We start from the raw sequence: 17,111 nt of genomic DNA on the forward strand, positions 1-17,111 counted from the left end.
TATTAATACCCTTGTTGTTGGAGAGAGGGCCTCCGATGAGCACTTCAGTGTGGACTTTGCACCCTTCGACACTGGTCACTTTTAATTGAACACGACCATCGTCGAGTAATAAGATGTCGTTAGCTGATACGTCGTTTGGTAGTTCTTTGTAATCGAGGCCAACGGCTTGTTGGTTGCCTTCACCTAAGCCTAGGTTACTGTCTAGAGTGAACCGGTTTCCCACGGCTAATTGGATCTTGCCATCTTTGAATGTCGACACACGAATCTTCGGACCTTGCAAATCTCCTAGAATGGCGACTTGAGTGCCGAGCCGTTTAGCGATCGCTCGAACTTGTTCTGCGCGTTGGATGTGATCGTCGCTGCTGCCGTGAGAGAAGTTCATACGGACGATATTGGCACCGGCTTTGATGATAGCTTCAAGCACATTACCTTTATCTGTTGAAGGGCCTAGCGTGGTGACGATTTTCGTTTTTCTTAATGCGGCTGTCATGAATACTCCTAGAGTGAGGACTGTAATCTGATTTAAGGCTGAATTAAGTATATGCATTAATTGATAATTTATTGGGAGCTAGGAAGGTATTTCTCCAATTATCCACAATGATTGAATTCAAGCCTCAGTCGTGATGTTTTTTTTCGAAAATTAAGTCTTAATTTCTCAATTTGGATGATAATTCTTCTCGAACTATTTGACTCGATACACAAAGATTCATGTATATACGTGATACTGGTCACGGCGATATACCAAGTGACTTCACAATTACTTCGCAAAGTAAAAAAATTATCCAGTTGATGATTTTTGGAGCGTAAAATGTACATGGCTCAACCGGGCCATATTGATCATATCAAACAGGTCAATGCTGGTCGTGTATATAAACTAATTGACCTTAAAGGTCCTATTTCTCGTATCGATTTGTCCAAGCAAAGTGAGTTGGCTCCGGCGAGTATTACTAAAATTACCCGTGAACTCATTGAAGCTCACCTTATTCATGAAACGACGGTTCAAGAAGCCACCACTCGTGGGCGTCCGGCTGTCGGTCTGCAAACCAATAACGAAGGTTGGCAGTTTCTGTCGATGCGTCTTGGTCGTGGATACTTGACAATTGCTCTGCATGAATTGGGTGGTGATGTTCTTATCGATACTAAAATCGATATTCATGAACGTGACCAAGACGATGTGCTTGCTCGCTTATTGCATGAGATTGATGAATTCTTCCAAACCTATGCTGAACAACTCGATAGGGTAACCAGCATTGCGGTTACGCTACCTGGCCTTGTGAATTCTGAGCAAGGTATCGTGTTGCAGATGCCACACTATAATGTTGAAAATTTAGCGTTAGGGCCGGAGATCTATAAAGAAACGGGCTTGCCAGTCTTTATTGCCAATGACACCCGAGCATGGGCATTGGCAGAGAAGCTGTTTGGTAATTCACAAGACAACGACAACTCTGTTCTTATCTCGATTCACCATGGTTTAGGTGCCGGGATTATTCTTGATGGACGTGTTTTGCAAGGGCGTCATGGCAATATAGGTGAACTGGGGCATATCCAGATCGATAAAGAAGGCAAGCTTTGTCATTGTGGTAACCGAGGCTGTTTAGAAACGGTAGCGAGTTCACAAGCGATACGTGACCAAGTGAAAGCAAGACTCGCAAATGGTGAAGCATCAACCTTGTCTGTGTTTGAAGATGTCACCATTGAGCAAATCTGCGCGGCAGCAGCACATGGAGATGAGTTAGCCGTCGAAGTGATTGAGCAGTTAGGTCGCTACCTAGGTGCGGCTATTGCGATTGTGATTAACCTATTCAACCCAGAGAAAATATTGGTTGGCGGTGTTATTAACCAAGCAAAAAGTGTCCTATACCCTGAAATTCAAAAGTGTATCGAAGAGCAGAGTTTATCGGTTTACCATCAAGACTTAGAGTTGGTGGAGTCTCGTTTTTATAAGCAGGCGACCATGCCGGGTGCTGCGCTTATCAAGCAGGCTTTGTACGATGGTCAGCTATTGATGAAAGTTATTGAAGGTTAGCTTCTTTACTACTGTTATAGTCTACTCCAACCATACACCTAAGCTTCGTATTGCAGTATTTTTGATACTTAGTTTAAGTATTCTGTGATTGGCGCTTTGTGTTATCCTATTGAAGTAGGCTATTGTAGCCAAAGTTATTATTTGTCACTAAGGTGTTGTATGTCTGGAGTTTTAAATTCGGTTGATCAAAGAACCAAACTGGTAGGTGAAAACCGTCTGGAACTCTTATTATTCAGTTTAAATAGTCGTCAACTATTTGCGATTAACGTGTTTAAAGTGAAAGAAGTCCTAAAATTGCCAGTACTCACTCGCTTTCCAGGCTCCCATCATAATATTACCGGCGTTGCTTCTTTGCGCGGTGAATCCGTCCCTGTAATTGATTTACGTAGTGCGATAGGCTTTCCGCCATCACGTGCCGATTCTCAAGAAAGTAATTTGATTATTACGGAGTACAACCGAACTGTTCAAGGTTTTTTGGTTGGGCAAGTTCGTAATATTGTGAATACGATGTGGACTGAAATCCAGCCACCACCCAAGACAGCAGGGCGTGCAAACTACCTAACAGCGATTACGCATATTCAAGAAGAAGATCAACATAAAATTGTTGAGATCATCGATGTTGAAAAGGTACTAGCTGAGATCATTGATTACGATGTTTCTATCTCTGAAGGGGTTTTAGACGAGCAGCTCGCCAATGAGATGGTTGGACGTAACGTTCTTATTGTTGATGACTCTTCAACAGCACGTAACCAGATTAAAGGCACTTTGTCACAACTCGGCCTGAATATTATTGAATGTTGCGATGGCTTAGAAGCTTTGAATCTGCTTAAGGGATGGTGTGACGAAGGTAAAGACATTAATCAGGAAATATTGTTGATGATTACCGATGCTGAAATGCCTGAAATGGACGGCTATAAACTGACTCATGAGGTTCGTAGTGATCCAAGAATGCGTGACTTATTCATTACGCTAAATACTTCATTAAGTGGTAGTTTCAATGAAGCAATGGTTGAGAAAGTAGGGTGTAATCGCTTCATTTCTAAATTCCAGCCAGACCTATTAGTTGAAGTGACTCAAGAACGAATGCGCCAGATTTTGTAAGTAATACTGCTAATGGTTTATAGAGCCTTTAAGAAAAGGCTTACGGCGGATAGCGTTGAGGTATCATTCAATAATTTGAACTGAACTGAACTGAACTGAACTGAAGGGAAGCAGATGCTTCCCTTTTTCGCTTTTAGCGTTTATGAAACGGCTATCTGAGTCGCTAATGGAAATCCCGTGATTTGGTTTTCAAACCAACAATTTCATCGGTAATATCGATGAGCTTCCCAGCAATCACATGCATTACTTCGCCTTCCTTTTCTAATATTCCTTGTACTTTTAATGCTTTGGCTGTGAGGTAGGCTTTCTGTTGAGCTCGTGCGGTAGCTCCCCATACCACAACATTAATGTTGCCAGTGCTGTCTTCCAGAGTGACAAAGGTGACGCCTGTTGCGGTACCAGGTGATTGCTTACCAGTGACTAATCCGACAACAGTGACCATGGATTTGTGTCTTTGTTGTATTAGGTCTTTCATATGAGTGAATCGACCGAGTCGGTTCGCTTCTTCTAACAAAGTGATAGGGTGTTTGTTTAATGAAATCCCGATACTGGTAAAATCTTCAAGTAGATCTTGCATCTCATTGGGTTTGTGCAATGTGTGTTCGCCATCCTCATCCTTAGTATCGTCATAGACTTGGCTAAATAGAGGCAGGTCAGAAGCGGAATCCATAATTGCCCAGCGTGTCTGAAAGCGGTCACCAGAAACGTTGTGCAGCGCATTAGCCGAGGCGAGTAATTCAATGTCTGTTTTACTCATTGATAGTTGCTTCACCTGGCTAGGGTGACGATAACCGGAATGCGGACGATTGGCGAGTACGCTCTGGATACCGTGTTCGCTCAAGCCTTTGATTTGTCGCAGCCCTAATCGAATCGCTAGACCATTCTGATGAGAAACAACCGTGTGATTCTCTTGAGAGGTATTCACACATATCGGCAAAATCACCAGATTGTGCCTCTGTGCATCTTGTACCAACTGCGACGGGCTATAAAAACCCATGGGTTGGCTATTCAGTAAAGAAGCGTAGAAACATTCTGGGTAGTAACATTTCAACCAAGCTGAACAATAGGCTAATACCGCAAACGAAGCGGAATGGCTTTCCGGAAAACCGTACTCGCCAAAACCGCATATCTGTTTAAATATCTGTTCGGCAAACTCGGTTTTGTAGCCGCGTTTTTGCATGCCTTCGATGAGTTTGTTTTTAAACTTAAACACGTTACCGTTTTTCTTCCAAGCGGCCATCGCGCGCCTGAGTTGATCCGCTTCTCCGCCAGTGAACCCTGCAGCTACCATCGCGAGTTTAATCACTTGTTCTTGAAAGATAGGTACACCTAAGGTGCGTGATAGTACCGACTCCACCTCTTTGGATGGGTAACTTATGGGCTCAATGCCATCTCGACGTTTTAGAAATGGATGTACCATATCGCCCTGAATTGGTCCTGGGCGCACGATAGCGATTTGAATCACCAAGTCGTAATAAGTTTTCGGTTTAAGCCTTGGCAGCATACTCATTTGCGCTCGTGACTCAATTTGGAATATCCCGACGGTATCGGCTTGTTGAATCATGCCGTAAACCTGAGGATCGTCCTTAAGACGAGTGATCTCTGCGATCGTAAGGGAGCGACCATGGATACTCTTGATCTGGTCGAAACATTTACGAATCGCAGAGAGCATACCCAATGCGAGTACATCGACTTTCAGCAGCCCCAAGGTTTCTAGATCATCCTTATCCCATTGGATAATGGTGCGATCGTGCATTGCCGCATTCTCGACAGGAACCAGTTCATACAGAGGCCCTGAAGAGATCACAAAGCCGCCGACGTGCTGAGACAGGTGACGTGGAAAGCCAATAATGTCATTAACTAAATGGATAAATTGCTGACCCTTTAAAGAATCAGGTTGTAGTCCTAATTGAGTTAATTGTGCTTGCCAACCTAAGCTTTTATCTCTGCGATTCGTGTTTTTAATGAAGTAATCAAGCTGGGTTTCTTGTAGCCCTAATGCTTTGCCGACATCCCTTACCGCACTTTTAAAGCGATATGAAATGACAGTGGCGGCAAGTGCTGCGCGTTCTCTACCGTATTTCTTGTAGATGTATTGGATGACTTCTTCACGGCGTTCATGCTCAAAATCGACATCAATATCAGGCGGTTCGTCGCGCTCTTTACTGATGAAGCGTTCAAATAGCACTGAGATCTGTCTTGGATCGACAGAGGTGATCTCTAAGCAGTAACAGACCACGGAATTGGCCGCTGAACCTCGACCTTGGTAAAGAATCCCTTGGCTTTTGGCAAACATGACGATGTCGTGGATCGTGAGAAAGAAGAAAGGGTAGTCGAGCTCGTTAATCAGCCCGAGTTCTTTATCTATGATCTGCTGGATGTCGTTAGGCACACCTTGTGGGAAGCGAGCCTGTTTTCCTTTCTCGACCAACATTCGCAGATAGCTCATGGGCGTCTCACCTTGAGGAATAAGTTCACTTGGGTATTCGTAACGTAAGCTGTCTAAATCAAATTCGCACAGCTTAGAGATACGGTTACTCTCTTCTAGCCACTCAGTTTTGAAGATATGAGAGAGCTTATCAAGACTTCGCAAACAGCGCTCAGCATTCGCCAGTAAATGGCAGCCTACTTCTGTAATTGGCTTTTGGTACTTAATCGCGGTGAGTGAGTGCTGTAAGGGCAAGCGATTAGTGTTGTGCATCAATACACCACCACAAGCCGTAATTGGTAGTTGGTGATGTTGTGACAGCTCAACACAGTAATCCATGTACTGCTGGTCGGTTTGTTTTAGGTGTCGTTGTTGGCCAATCCACAGCCGGCCGGAGTGATGCTGAGAAAGCCATTGTCCCCAATGTGAATCTTCACTTTTCTGTTGAGGCAGCCAAAGAATGAAGCAATGCTTAGCCGACATGATATCCCATTCAGAGAGCTGATAATGTCCTTTGCTGCTACGACGTCTCGCGTTGGTAATAATGCGGCATAGCTCGGCATAGGCCGTTCTATTTGGGCATAACAAGACAACTTGGCACTCGTCATTTAACCAAAACATGCTCCCGACGATTTGCTTGAGCGACAGTTTATGTTGCTTGATTGCAGAGTGAACCTTCACGATGCCCGCTACCGAGCACTCATCGGTGACCGCGAGTGCTTTGTAACGTAAGAAATCGGCTTGTAAAACAAGCTCTTCTGCGTGCGAAGCTCCCTCAAGGAAGGAGTAATTACTTTGGCAGAAAAGCTCTGAGTATTGCTGAGACATAGCGTAATCTCACTTAATCATTGCGAGTGAACATGATTGAAAAGAGGCGTTTAAATGGAACAAGTGGCAAGAACGACTTACCAAACTGTCTTACTGACTAGCTGAACAAACCGTGCAAGAACCACTGTTTATCTGGTGTTCTAAATACCCATAACCACCGCCCGTTTTTGCTGTAAGCAATAAAGTAGTCACGAATGATTTTATCTCCGTCCCACCACCCAGACACAATGCGTTCAGGGCCTTGAGACAAGGTGACGCTCTCTGTTAATACTTCAGGCTCAGGTAGCAGAATACTCGGCCTGAGTCGCTGTTGATTAATACTGATAGCTGTTGTGGTTTGTTGATTGGCCTTTTGGGGAGTCAGAGCATTTTTTGTCACATGACTTAGTGTTGGTAGTGAATATTGATTGTTTTTTTCTGGCCTAGGATCCTGTTGTATTTTCGGAGTTTGAATACAGGCTTGCCCAAGCTTCGCCTGTAACAGTGAAAGTAGGTCTAGCGCAGCAAGTGTTCCGGTATTGCCATCAAAAAGATCATGGTAGGTCATTTGGGGGGCTCCATGACGAATCAAGGAGAGAGTTAGCCCTTGAACGGGTGCCGTGAGCTTTAGAGACTCTAAGGCGAGATGGGTAAGGTTCGCCCATTTTCTTGCAAGATAATCGCCCTGTGCTGAATAAAAAGAGACATGGTGATCGTCTTTATCTCTTAGATGCAAAGTCAGCGTCAACTCGAAAGCTACTCGGTCACGTAGCTTCAAAAAACACTCGAGTTGATTCAGTAATTTCAGTAACGGCTTTTCGATAAACAGGATGTTTTCAATATCAAACAATAGCTCGAGATATTGCTGAAAATTCTCCGGTGGATGGTAGAAATCAATCGGGTGCTTGAACTGTCCGTTAAGGCGACCAACATAATTCACTAAGTCGATATCAAAGCGACGTGCGACTTCTTGCAAAGGCAGCTTTAATAGGTCTTCAACGATATTGATACCAACACGATTCAGGCGCTCAACTTGCTTAGCTGGTAATTCGCTTGAACTTAGCGCCTGCTGACTTACCCAAGCTTTCATTTGCTCAACATTGTTCGTTGCTTGGTTGATGGATTGTTTGCCTAAAAGGATTGCAGAAAGCGGCGAATAGCCTGTAGCAAAGCTGAACTGGATATTGAGCGTTTCTAAATGGTTTTTTAGTTCATGCCAGTAATTGTCTAGCCCGTTGTAAAGCGACAGCATGTTAGAGGCTTTAATTAATAAACCATTGGGCGGCAGTAACGCCATATCTGATGTAACTAAATATGCCCATTGAGCGATCTCTTTCAGTTTATTTTTCTCTAGCTCAATACTGTAAGGGTGGACGTGTAAGTTGTGGCAAAGTGCCGCCGCAGACCCGAGTCCCATGCCTAGTGTGATGCCTGATTGCAGTGCGGCTGGGTTAGCTTGCAGCACACGGTGATCTTTTTCATCCACGATGATAATAGGTTGCTCGTGTGATGTTTCGTTCAAACCCAACTCATTAGAGTTAAACAAGGTATCTAACTGCAGAGATGGAAAGTGTAGATAAAGCCACAACATACGTTAGCCTTGCTTCGCAATAGGGAAAGCCGGCACCGTATTACTAGACAAAGCGTGAGTCGAACTGTTTTGATTGATGACTTTTTCTGTGAGTAACGGCCAATTTTGGCTCATGTCGAGAATAAAGCTGCCATACGACCAGCTGCCTTTTCTTTTCGTGACCTCAACCTTTAACCCCTGCGCGTGAGAAGAGAGTTTCATGCTTAAAGAAACGGGTAGGGACAACGGATTATGGCTGGTGGCTTTAAAGTGAAATAGCAGGCACTTACCCGTTTCACTGGCTGCTTGTAAGCGCTTGATTTGGTGTATTTCTAGATTGGCTCCCCATAGCAATACAGAATGACAAGCACCACTCTTGAGGCATTGTTCAGCGGCCCATAGTGCATCGAGAGCACGCTGAGGTTGGATGACTAGGATGTTCTCTAATGGAATATCTTGGTCGTTGAAAAACTCGGCACAGATCTTCCCTGGTGGGTTGATGAAAATGGCCAGTTTCTGTGAGTTTTGTTGAGCTAAATAAGGCGTGAGTAGACGAAGTTCGCCGATCCCTTGTTGTGATTCCACCTCAATAACGCCGTGCATCGGAAAGCCTCCATCAAGCTGTTTATCCAATTGAGGATAGCCTGTCGAAGTGGTACTTCCTTGCGTTGTTGATTGTAATCCTTTCCAGATTAACTGGCGGTCTTGTAAGTTTTTTATGAGTTCATGCATAATCAAATACCTGTATATATATACAGTATATTTAACAATGAAAAAGATGCAAAGCAAAATGACGAAAATCAGATGAACTAACTGTTAGATACTTGATTTAGATACAAAAAAAGCCGCGATTAAGGCGGCTTCTTGCTATTGGTTATAATATCAACTACTTAGGTTGAGCATCTATACATTGGCCATTAATGTCGGTCACACTTGGGTTCATTAAGTGTAGATACAGCGGGATGATGTCTAATGGCGTTTTCAGCTTGTTAGCATCCTCACCTGGGTACGCTTTTGCACGCATACGTGTTTGAGTACCGCCCGGATTAATTGCGTTAACACGGATGTTGGTGTCTTCAAGCTCATCCGCTAAGATCTGCATCATACCTTCGGTAGCAAACTTAGAAATCGCGTAAGTACCCCAGAATGCACGGCCAGAGTGACCAACCGTTGAAGAGGTAAAGACAATGCGACCTGCTTCCGCTTTCTTAATGACAGGCAGGAGTGCTTGAGTCATTAGAAACTCAGCTTTAACGTTGATTTGCATGACGCCATCAAAGGTCTCTTCATCGATTTGATCAAATGGACTTAACGTGCCAAGCACACCTGCGTTATGCAGTAGGCCGTCTAAACGACCAAACTGTGATTCAATGGTTTCAGCCATATCGACGTAGTTCTGTTTTGTCGCGCCTTTTAAATCCAATGGGATAATCGCAGGTTGTGGGTAACCAGCGCTTTCGATTTCGTCGTAAATCAATTCAAGGTTTTTGACATTACGGCCTAACAGAATGACAGTTGCGCCATGTTGAGCGAAGCTTAGTGCGGCTTGGCGACCAATGCCAGCACCGGCACCTGTAACCAAAATTACTTTATCTTTGAGGGCATCTGTAGAGATTGGGTAATCCACTGTGCTTATCCTTCTTTCTTTTATTATGTTCGTCATTCCATTGATGTTTAATTACACAGATAACCGCAGGAATGATGAGAAATTCTTGGTAATCGTGACAAGATGGTTACAATACACTAATTCATACAATAGGGGATATGACATTGGAATTTTTGTTGGACTACGGCTTGTTTTTAGCCAAGATTGCGACCGTTGTAATCGCCATCATTGCCATTTTAGTGATTGCTAAATCGGTGGGTGGTAAATCAAGCGCAATTAAAGGTGAGCTGGAAATCACTAACCTATCGGAACATCACAAACAGACTATTGAACAATTAGAGCACCATTTGCATGATGATACTTTCATCAAAGCACGTGATAAAGCAGAAAAGAAAGCGGAAAAAGAGAAAATAAAGTCACGCGGTAAAGAAGTGAAGAAAGCAGCGAAAGAGGGGGAGCTTGATAGCAAGCGTGAACCACATCTATTCGTTCTTGATTTTAACGGCAGTATTGATGCGAAAGAAGTGGCTTCATTACGTGAAGAAGTAACGGCGGTTCTAGCTGTGGCTCGTGAAGGTGATGAAGTATTGCTTAAGCTTGAATCTGGCGGTGGCATGGTTCACGGCTATGGTTTGGCCTCTTCTCAACTTGATCGTATTAAAGCGGCAGGCCTACCTCTGACTATCTCGGTAGATAAAGTCGCAGCAAGTGGCGGTTACATGATGGCATGTATTGCAGACAAAATCGTATCTGCACCTTTTGCTATTGTTGGTTCTATTGGCGTTATCGCTCAATTGCCTAACTTCAATAAATTGCTTAAAAAGCATGATATTGAGTTCGAACAGTTAACGGCGGGTGAGTACAAACGCACGCTAACTATGTTTGGTGAGAACAGCGATAAAGCACGTGAGAAGTTTAAAGAAGAGCTAGAAGAGACACACGGCTTATTCAAAGACTTTATTCGTGATCACCGTCCAGCGCTAGACCTTGATAAGGTTGCAACGGGCGAACACTGGTTCGGTACACAAGCTCATGAACTTGGGCTGGTGGATGAGATCAGCACTTCTGATGATTTAGTCGTAGCAGCATGCAAAGACAAGACGGTTCTAGCAATTCACTACGTACAGAAGAAAAAACTATCAGACAAGCTAGCGGGCGTGGCAGGTAAATCAGCAGACAGCGTGCTGATGAAGCTGATCGAACGCGGTCAAAAACCGATTGTTTAAGTTTTTTATACCAATTGTAGTAAATAATTGCTCGTCTTAGCTTGTTAAAAGGCTCGATAACTTCACTAGAATATTTGATTGTAGAGTAACTACTTATCGAAAAATTCTGCTTGGTTTTCAAGCCTTTTCCAGCACCATTCCTGAATGTCTTTTTACATATAGAGTATCAACGTTAGCGAGTTAAGCGTTAAATCTTGGTTCCATAATCATTACGTTTTGGACAAGTGGTCAGGATCTCTCTATGACCCGTATCGTTGAGCTCTTCCAAAATGACATCAAAACCCCATAAGCGGTATAGATGTTTCATGACTTCATCATAGCCTTTATCAAGAGGAATCCGGTCGTGAGGCCTATATTGCAGTGTCATCGAGCGATCACCACGGACATCTACATTTAGCACCTGAATATTAGGTTCAAGGTTACTTAAGTTATATTGTGCAGCGAGCTTCTCTCGAATCAAACTGTAGCCTGGATCATCATGGATAGCGCTGACTTCAATCGTGTTCTTATGGTCATCGTCGAGCACAGAGAACAGCTTAAAGTCCCTAATGATTTTTGGAGAAAGATACTGGCTGATAAAGCTTTCATCTTTGAAGTTATGCATAGCAAAATGCACGGCTTCTAACCAATCACTTCCGGCTAACTCAGGGAACCACTCTTTGTCTTCATCGGTTGGTTCTTCACAGATGCGTCGGATGTCTCTAAACATCGCAAACCCAAGCGCATAAGGATTTATGCCATTGAAGTAAGGGCTGTTGTAAGCCGGTTGTGCGACCACGCTAGTATGGCTGTGTAAAAATTCTAAGATGAACTTATCACTTACTAAGCCTTCATCGTAAAGGTGGTTAAGGATGGTGTAGTGCCAGAAGGTTGCCCAACCCTCATTCATTACTTGGGTTTGTTTCTGTGGGTAGAAATACTGGCTGACTTTACGGACGATACGGACACATTCACGTTGCCAAGGTTCAAGCAGTGGAGCGTTTTTTTCGATGAAGTAGAGAATGTTCTCTTGAGGCTCGCTAGGAAAACGAATCGTTTCCTTTTCTTCTTTGTCTTGACTTTTAGGCACCGTTCTCCATAACTCATTGACTTGAGATTGCAGGTAAGCCTCTCGCTCTTCCTGTCTTGCGGTTTCTTCTGCGATTGAAATCTTCTCTGGACGTTTGTATCTATCTACGCCGTAGTTCATCAGTGCGTGACAAGAATCGAGAAGTTGCTCGACTTCTGCAACGCCGTATTTTTCTTCGCACTCAGTAATGTATTTTTTAGCGAACAATAGGTAGTCGATGATGGAACTGGCATCGGTCCATGTTTGGAACAGATAGTTGCCTTTAAAGAAAGAGTTATGGCCGTAACAAGCATGAGCCATAACGAGTGCCTGCATAGTGACGGTGTTCTCTTCCATCAGATAAGCGATACAAGGATCTGAATTGATGACAATTTCGTATGCTAAGCCCATTTGGCCGTGTTTGTAGTTTTGTTCGGTTTGAATGAATTTTTTACCAAAAGACCAGTGGTTGTAATTGATGGGCATACCAATGCTGGAATAAGCGTCCATCATCTGTTCTGAGGTAATCACTTCAATTTGGTTCGGGTAAGTATCTAAACGGTAATGCTGCGCCACACGCTTAATTTCAACGTGATATTGCTCTAATAGGTTGAACGTCCAATCGGGTCCGTCAGGTAGCATCTTCTCGTTTTTCTTCTGCGTAGCTTCGTTCTTTTCTACAACGTTTGATTTCGCTGTCATGGCAAGCCCCCTTACGCTGTTTCTTTTTGGAATAGCTCTCTAAACACAGGAAAAATATCATCCACTGTTCTAATATTTTTCATCGCAAAGTTGTCAAAGCTGTTTTCGAGTTTTTCGTATTCGTGCCAAAGGGTTTGATGAGAGCGGCGTGTTATTTCTATGTATGAGTAATATTGGCAGATAGGCAGAAGCTTATTCACCAGCAGTTCTTTACAGCGAGGGGAGTCATCAGCCCAATTATCGCCGTCAGAGGCTTGAGCGGCGTAGATATTCCATTCACTCGCTGGGTAACGGTCAGCTACAATTTCTTTCATTAATTTCAGTGCGCTGGAAACGATAGTGCCACCCGTTTCTTGCGAGTAGAAGAACTCATGTTCGTCGACTTCTTTCGCCTGAGTATGGTGACGAATAAACACCACATCGACATTTTCATAAGTGCGATTGAGGAACAGATACAGCAGTACGTAGAAACGTTTTGCGATGTCTTTGGTGGCTTGATCCATTGAGCCCGACACATCCATCAAACAGAACATCACCGCTTGGCTAGATGGAATAGGGCGCTTCTCATAGTTTTTAAAACGTAAGTCGAAGGTGTCAATGAAGGGCACGTTTTCAATTTTTTTGCGTAGCTCGGCTATCTCTTCTTTTAAGCGACTTTCTTCGAAGGGTTGTGCCGGTTCCGTCATTTTAACTTGGTCAAGTTGCTCCATCAGTAGGTTAAGCTTGCGTTTTTTACTAGCTGTCATCGCGGTTCTTCGAGCTAGAGACTGCTGCAGTGAACGCACGATAGCGATGTTGGATGGAATCCCCGCGCTTTGGTAACCAGAGCGGTGTGTTTTCCATTCGGTGATTTTATTGACTTGATTCTTTTCTAGATTAGGCAGGGCTAAATCTTCAAATAGAATATCAAGATATTCATCTTTTGAAATTTGGAAGGTAAATTCATCTTGGCCTTCGCCATCAGGGCTCGCGTCCCCTTGCCCCGAACCACCACCTTGGCCCCCACCTTTAGGGCGCTCAATTTTATCGCCAGTAATGAACTGGTCATTACCTGGATGTACGCGTTCTCTTACGCCGCCTTGACCTTGATGAAAGCTTGGCTCTTTGATGTCTTTATGAGGAATAGTGACGTCTTCACCAGTTTCAGTATTGGTGATTGAGCGTCGGTTGACTGCATCGGCCACAGATTCTTTGATTTGCTCTTTATGGCGTCTTAAGAAGCGCTGCCTGTTTACAGCGCTCTTATTTTTGCCATTGAGCCTCCGATCGATAAATTGTGCCATAAGAACTCCCTCTCAGCTGATGTCGCGATCCTACTTTTATTTAGGTTGTACGAGCGGTTCACTTGAACTGCTCTGTACAGTTTAGTTATGAGGATTTACGAACTCTTAGGTACCACTCAGATAGTAGCCTAACTTGTTTTTCGGTGTAGCCTTTCTCCATCATACGAGCAACGAAGTCGTCGTGTTTTTTCTGATCATCCGTAGAGGTTTTAGCATTGAACGAAATAACAGGAAGTAGTTCCTCTGTGTTAGAGAACATTTTTTTCTCAATCACAGTGCGCAGTTTTTCGTAGCTTGTCCAAACGGGGTTTTGCCCGTTATTATTGGCTTTGGCACGAAGCACAAAGTTCACAATCTCATTTCGGAAGTCTTTAGGGTTACTGATTCCAGCTGTTTTTTCGATTTTTTCTAGCTCAGCATTCAGAGAAGCGCGATCAAATAGCTGTCCTGTTTCTGGATCACGGTACTCTTGGTCTTGAATCCAGAAGTCAGCATAGATGACATAGCGGTCGAAAATATTCTGACCGTACTCAGAGTAAGACTCTAGATATGCGGTTTGAATCTCTTTACCGATGAATTCTACGTATCGAGGCACTAAATATCCTTTCAAGAACTCGAGGTACTTCTCGGCGGTTTCTTGAGGGAATTGCTCACGCTCGATTTGCTGTTCGATGACGTAGAATAGGTGAACAGGGTTAGCTGCTACCTCAGCTTGGTCGAAGTTGAACACACGAGAAAGGATCTTAAAGGCGAAGCGCGTCGATAGCCCTGACATACCTTCGTCGACACCGGCATAGTCTCGGTACTCTTGGTAACTCTTCGCTTTTGGATCGGTATCTTTCAGTGTTTCGCCGTCGTAGACACGCATTTTGGAGAACAGTGATGAGTTTTCTGGCTCTTTGAGTCGAGACAAAATACTGAATTGTGATAGCAGTTCTAGTGTACTAGGTGAGCAAGGTGCTTTAGACAATTCACTGTGCTCAAGCAGTTTCTGATAGATCTTCACTTCTTCAGAAACACGTAGACAGTAAGGTACTTTTACAATGTACACACGGTCTAGGAAAGCTTCGTTGTTTTTGTTGTTGCGGAAAGTTTGCCATTCTGACTCATTCGAGTGAGCTAAGATCATGCCATCGAACGGTAATGCAGAAAGTCCTTCGGTACCGTTAAAGTTACCTTCTTGTGTTGCCGTTAAGAGAGGATGTAGAACTTTAATCGGCGCCTTAAACATCTCTACGAATTCCATTAAACCTTGGTTTGCTTTACACAGCGCACCAGAGTAGCTGTAGGCATCAGGATCATCTTGAGAGAAGTGCTCAAGCTTGCGAATATCAACTTTACCAACAAGAGATGAGATATCTTGATTATTTTCATCTCCTGGTTCTGTCTTCGCGATCGCTACTTGATCGAGAATCGAAGGGCGTAGTTTGATGACCTTGAATTTGGAAATATCACCGCCAAAATCGTGCAGACGTTTTGCTGCCCACGGAGACATAATAGAACGGAGGTAGCGCTGCTCAATGCCGTATTCGTTCTTCAGTAAGTCACCATCTTCGTTTACATCAAATAGGCAGAAGGGGTGATCATTCACAGGGCTTCGTTCACCGTTGGCAGACAGCACATAGATGGGTAGCTTTTGCATTAGTGCTTTGAGCTTTTCGGCAAGAGAAGATTTACCACCACCCACGGGGCCAAGTAGGTAAAGGATTTGTTTACGTTCTTCTAGGCCTTGTGCGGCATGCTTTAGGTAAGAAACAATCTGCTCAATCGCGTCTTCCATCCCATAAAAATCTTCAAATTCACGGTAACGTGCTATCACTCTGTTGGAGAAAATACGACTTAGATGAGGATCTTGAGCTGTGTCAATCACCTCCGGTTCGCCAATAGCTAGCAGTAAGCGCTCAGCAGCGTTAGCATAAGCACTCTTATCGTCTCTACACAGCCCCAAGAATTCTTGCAATGTCAGCTCTTCTTCCTTGGCCGCTTCATAACGTGATTGATAGTGGTCAAAAATACTCATAGTCACATTCCCCTTGTTAACCAGTCAAAACTGACGAGCGATTGAAAAATAGGCTCTTCCTACATTTTAAGGTTAGACCCGCTTCCACAATTTTGCTTAACAATTATGTATTTATTTACAATTTTGCGTGTGAAAAGCTCGGCGAAAGCAATAGGTAACTTGAAGCGAGCAAAATCAAATTATTTTGCATTCGAGAGGGGCTAGCCGTTTGTTTTATGATTTTAGGCAGCTTTCCAATTCTTGAACTGGATTTATGTGTATTAGACGTATAATCGAGCTTGATGTTTCTTTTTCGAATGAGCCTCTTTATCGTGCGCTGCGTTATCATAAATTGATGGCTGAATAGGTCGAATCAGTGAAAAAATCCTTCGTTAAAACAGCCGATGTGAGACAACCATATAAATGGCAGTGACAACACATGAAAAGTGGAAGGCGCGAGAAACGTCAGTGTGGAATCCATTCTCAAATAATTATATGAGTAGGGCTGTAAGCAATAGTGGATTCAAGCCTAGTATTTAAGATTCAAGTAATAAAAAGGGCTACTCAGTTGAGTAACCCTTCTTTGTATATATCAATGTTGTAAATCAGTTGGTGTCGCTGCAATCTAGTGTTGTTTATTAAGCTTAAGCATTAAAGATTTGAGATAGCTCTGTCGCACATAGGTGGTACTGACGAGGGCAATTGCGCCATGTCATTAACATGCGACGGTATTTCTCTAACATTGGCATTTGGCTATTAAAATGGTGGTCAGCTTTGTCGAATTGAGGGTAAAGCCCTTCAGAGCCCACTAGGAAGCGTACGTAGTGTGTTCTCTGCACTTCAGAAGAGATATCAAAACCGAGAAACTGTAGACGACGTTGGTCAACCTCAGTACGTTCTTGATTTTCTAGCATTTTGTGTGATTCTTGCATTGCATGGTACATTTCCATGATGTCGATAATTTCACGACACTCAGCTTCAGTTAAACAACCAAATTCTTTGTTAAGCTCTTGCATTTGGAGTTCGTAACCGCGCTCTACAATCGTTTGTAGACGTTGGTATTTAGCTGAATTCTCAGGATCCATTTGAGACATTAGGTAGTATTGATTCGATAGAATTAGACGCTGAGCATTGGTCATTTCCATGGGAGGAGCCTCACTAAAAACTAAATGTTGTATTCTTTTGTTGCAGTAAGAGTAACAGCATTCCTACGAGTGGAAACATGATCTCAACACGGATTTAATATGATTTTTTGAATTGATAAACAAAAGTTGTAAAGAAAAGTGAAAGGATTGTTTGGCTCGAAAAAGAAAAC

12 protein-coding genes are annotated in these 17,111 nt (G+C 43.4%); 3 read left to right on the forward strand and 9 right to left on the reverse strand.

Annotation, left to right across the window (positions count from 1 at the left end):
- On the reverse strand, positions 1–490 hold a 490-nt coding region (locus OCT63_RS05845), incomplete at its 3' end, for a pyruvate kinase (protein WP_269983356.1).
- A 318-nt stretch (positions 491–808) separates the two neighbouring features.
- On the opposite strand from OCT63_RS05845, the gene mlc reads away from it, so the two are divergent.
- Together mlc and OCT63_RS05855 are read left to right on the forward strand one after the other, a co-directional pair.
- Positions 809–2,026, forward strand: coding sequence for a sugar metabolism global transcriptional regulator Mlc (gene mlc, locus OCT63_RS05850; RefSeq protein ID WP_161678000.1), 1,218 nt, complete (start codon positions 809–811; stop codon positions 2,024–2,026).
- A 159-nt stretch (positions 2,027–2,185) separates the two neighbouring features.
- The gene (locus OCT63_RS05855; protein ID WP_017054999.1) at positions 2,186–3,127 is read left to right on the forward strand and encodes a chemotaxis protein CheV; all 942 of its coding nucleotides are present in this window, start codon (positions 2,186–2,188) and stop codon (positions 3,125–3,127) included.
- Between the two features lie 163 nt (positions 3,128–3,290).
- Here OCT63_RS05855 and OCT63_RS05860 read toward each other — a convergent pair whose 3' ends face one another.
- From OCT63_RS05860 to OCT63_RS05875, 4 genes are all read right to left on the reverse strand, one after another.
- Positions 3,291–6,383 (reverse strand): error-prone DNA polymerase, encoded by a 3,093-nt coding sequence (locus OCT63_RS05860; RefSeq protein ID WP_269983357.1) that lies wholly within the window; start codon positions 6,381–6,383, stop codon positions 3,291–3,293.
- A 97-nt stretch (positions 6,384–6,480) separates the two neighbouring features.
- Positions 6,481–7,953 (reverse strand): Y-family DNA polymerase, encoded by a 1,473-nt coding sequence (locus OCT63_RS05865; protein ID WP_269983358.1) that lies wholly within the window; start codon positions 7,951–7,953, stop codon positions 6,481–6,483.
- 3 nt (positions 7,954–7,956) lie between these two features.
- Positions 7,957–8,664 (reverse strand): translesion DNA synthesis-associated protein ImuA, encoded by a 708-nt coding sequence (gene imuA, locus OCT63_RS05870; protein WP_269983359.1) that lies wholly within the window; start codon positions 8,662–8,664, stop codon positions 7,957–7,959.
- A gap of 154 nt (positions 8,665–8,818) precedes the next feature.
- Entirely contained in the window at positions 8,819–9,559 is a 741-nt protein-coding gene (locus OCT63_RS05875; protein ID WP_016792973.1) for a YciK family oxidoreductase, read from the reverse strand.
- Between the two features lie 137 nt (positions 9,560–9,696).
- Here OCT63_RS05875 and sohB point away from each other — a divergent pair, with 137 nt between their 5' ends.
- Positions 9,697–10,764, forward strand: a complete 1,068-nt coding sequence (gene sohB / locus OCT63_RS05880; RefSeq protein WP_269983360.1) for a protease SohB — start codon at positions 9,697–9,699, stop codon at positions 10,762–10,764.
- Between the two features lie 187 nt (positions 10,765–10,951).
- Here the strand turns inward: sohB and OCT63_RS05885 are convergent, their stop codons facing one another.
- The 4 genes from OCT63_RS05885 to OCT63_RS05900 form a co-directional block, all read right to left on the reverse strand.
- Entirely contained in the window at positions 10,952–12,514 is a 1,563-nt protein-coding gene (locus OCT63_RS05885) for a SpoVR family protein (protein WP_161685985.1), read from the reverse strand.
- A gap of 11 nt (positions 12,515–12,525) precedes the next feature.
- A complete protein-coding gene (locus OCT63_RS05890) occupies positions 12,526–13,797 on the reverse strand; it encodes a YeaH/YhbH family protein (protein WP_269983361.1) in 1,272 nt (423 codons plus the stop codon).
- An 85-nt stretch (positions 13,798–13,882) separates the two neighbouring features.
- Positions 13,883–15,817, reverse strand: coding sequence for a PrkA family serine protein kinase (locus OCT63_RS05895; protein WP_017055006.1), 1,935 nt, complete (start codon positions 15,815–15,817; stop codon positions 13,883–13,885).
- Positions 15,818–16,440: 623 nt separating this feature from the next.
- The gene (locus OCT63_RS05900; RefSeq protein ID WP_060467377.1) at positions 16,441–16,941 is read right to left on the reverse strand and encodes a YfbU family protein; all 501 of its coding nucleotides are present in this window, start codon (positions 16,939–16,941) and stop codon (positions 16,441–16,443) included.
- Positions 16,942–17,111: the final 170 nt, after the last annotated feature.

Origin of the sequence: Vibrio sp. RW (assembly GCF_027587105.1) — a bacterium.
Taxonomy (GTDB): Bacteria; Pseudomonadota; Gammaproteobacteria; order Enterobacterales; family Vibrionaceae; genus Vibrio; species Vibrio toranzoniae.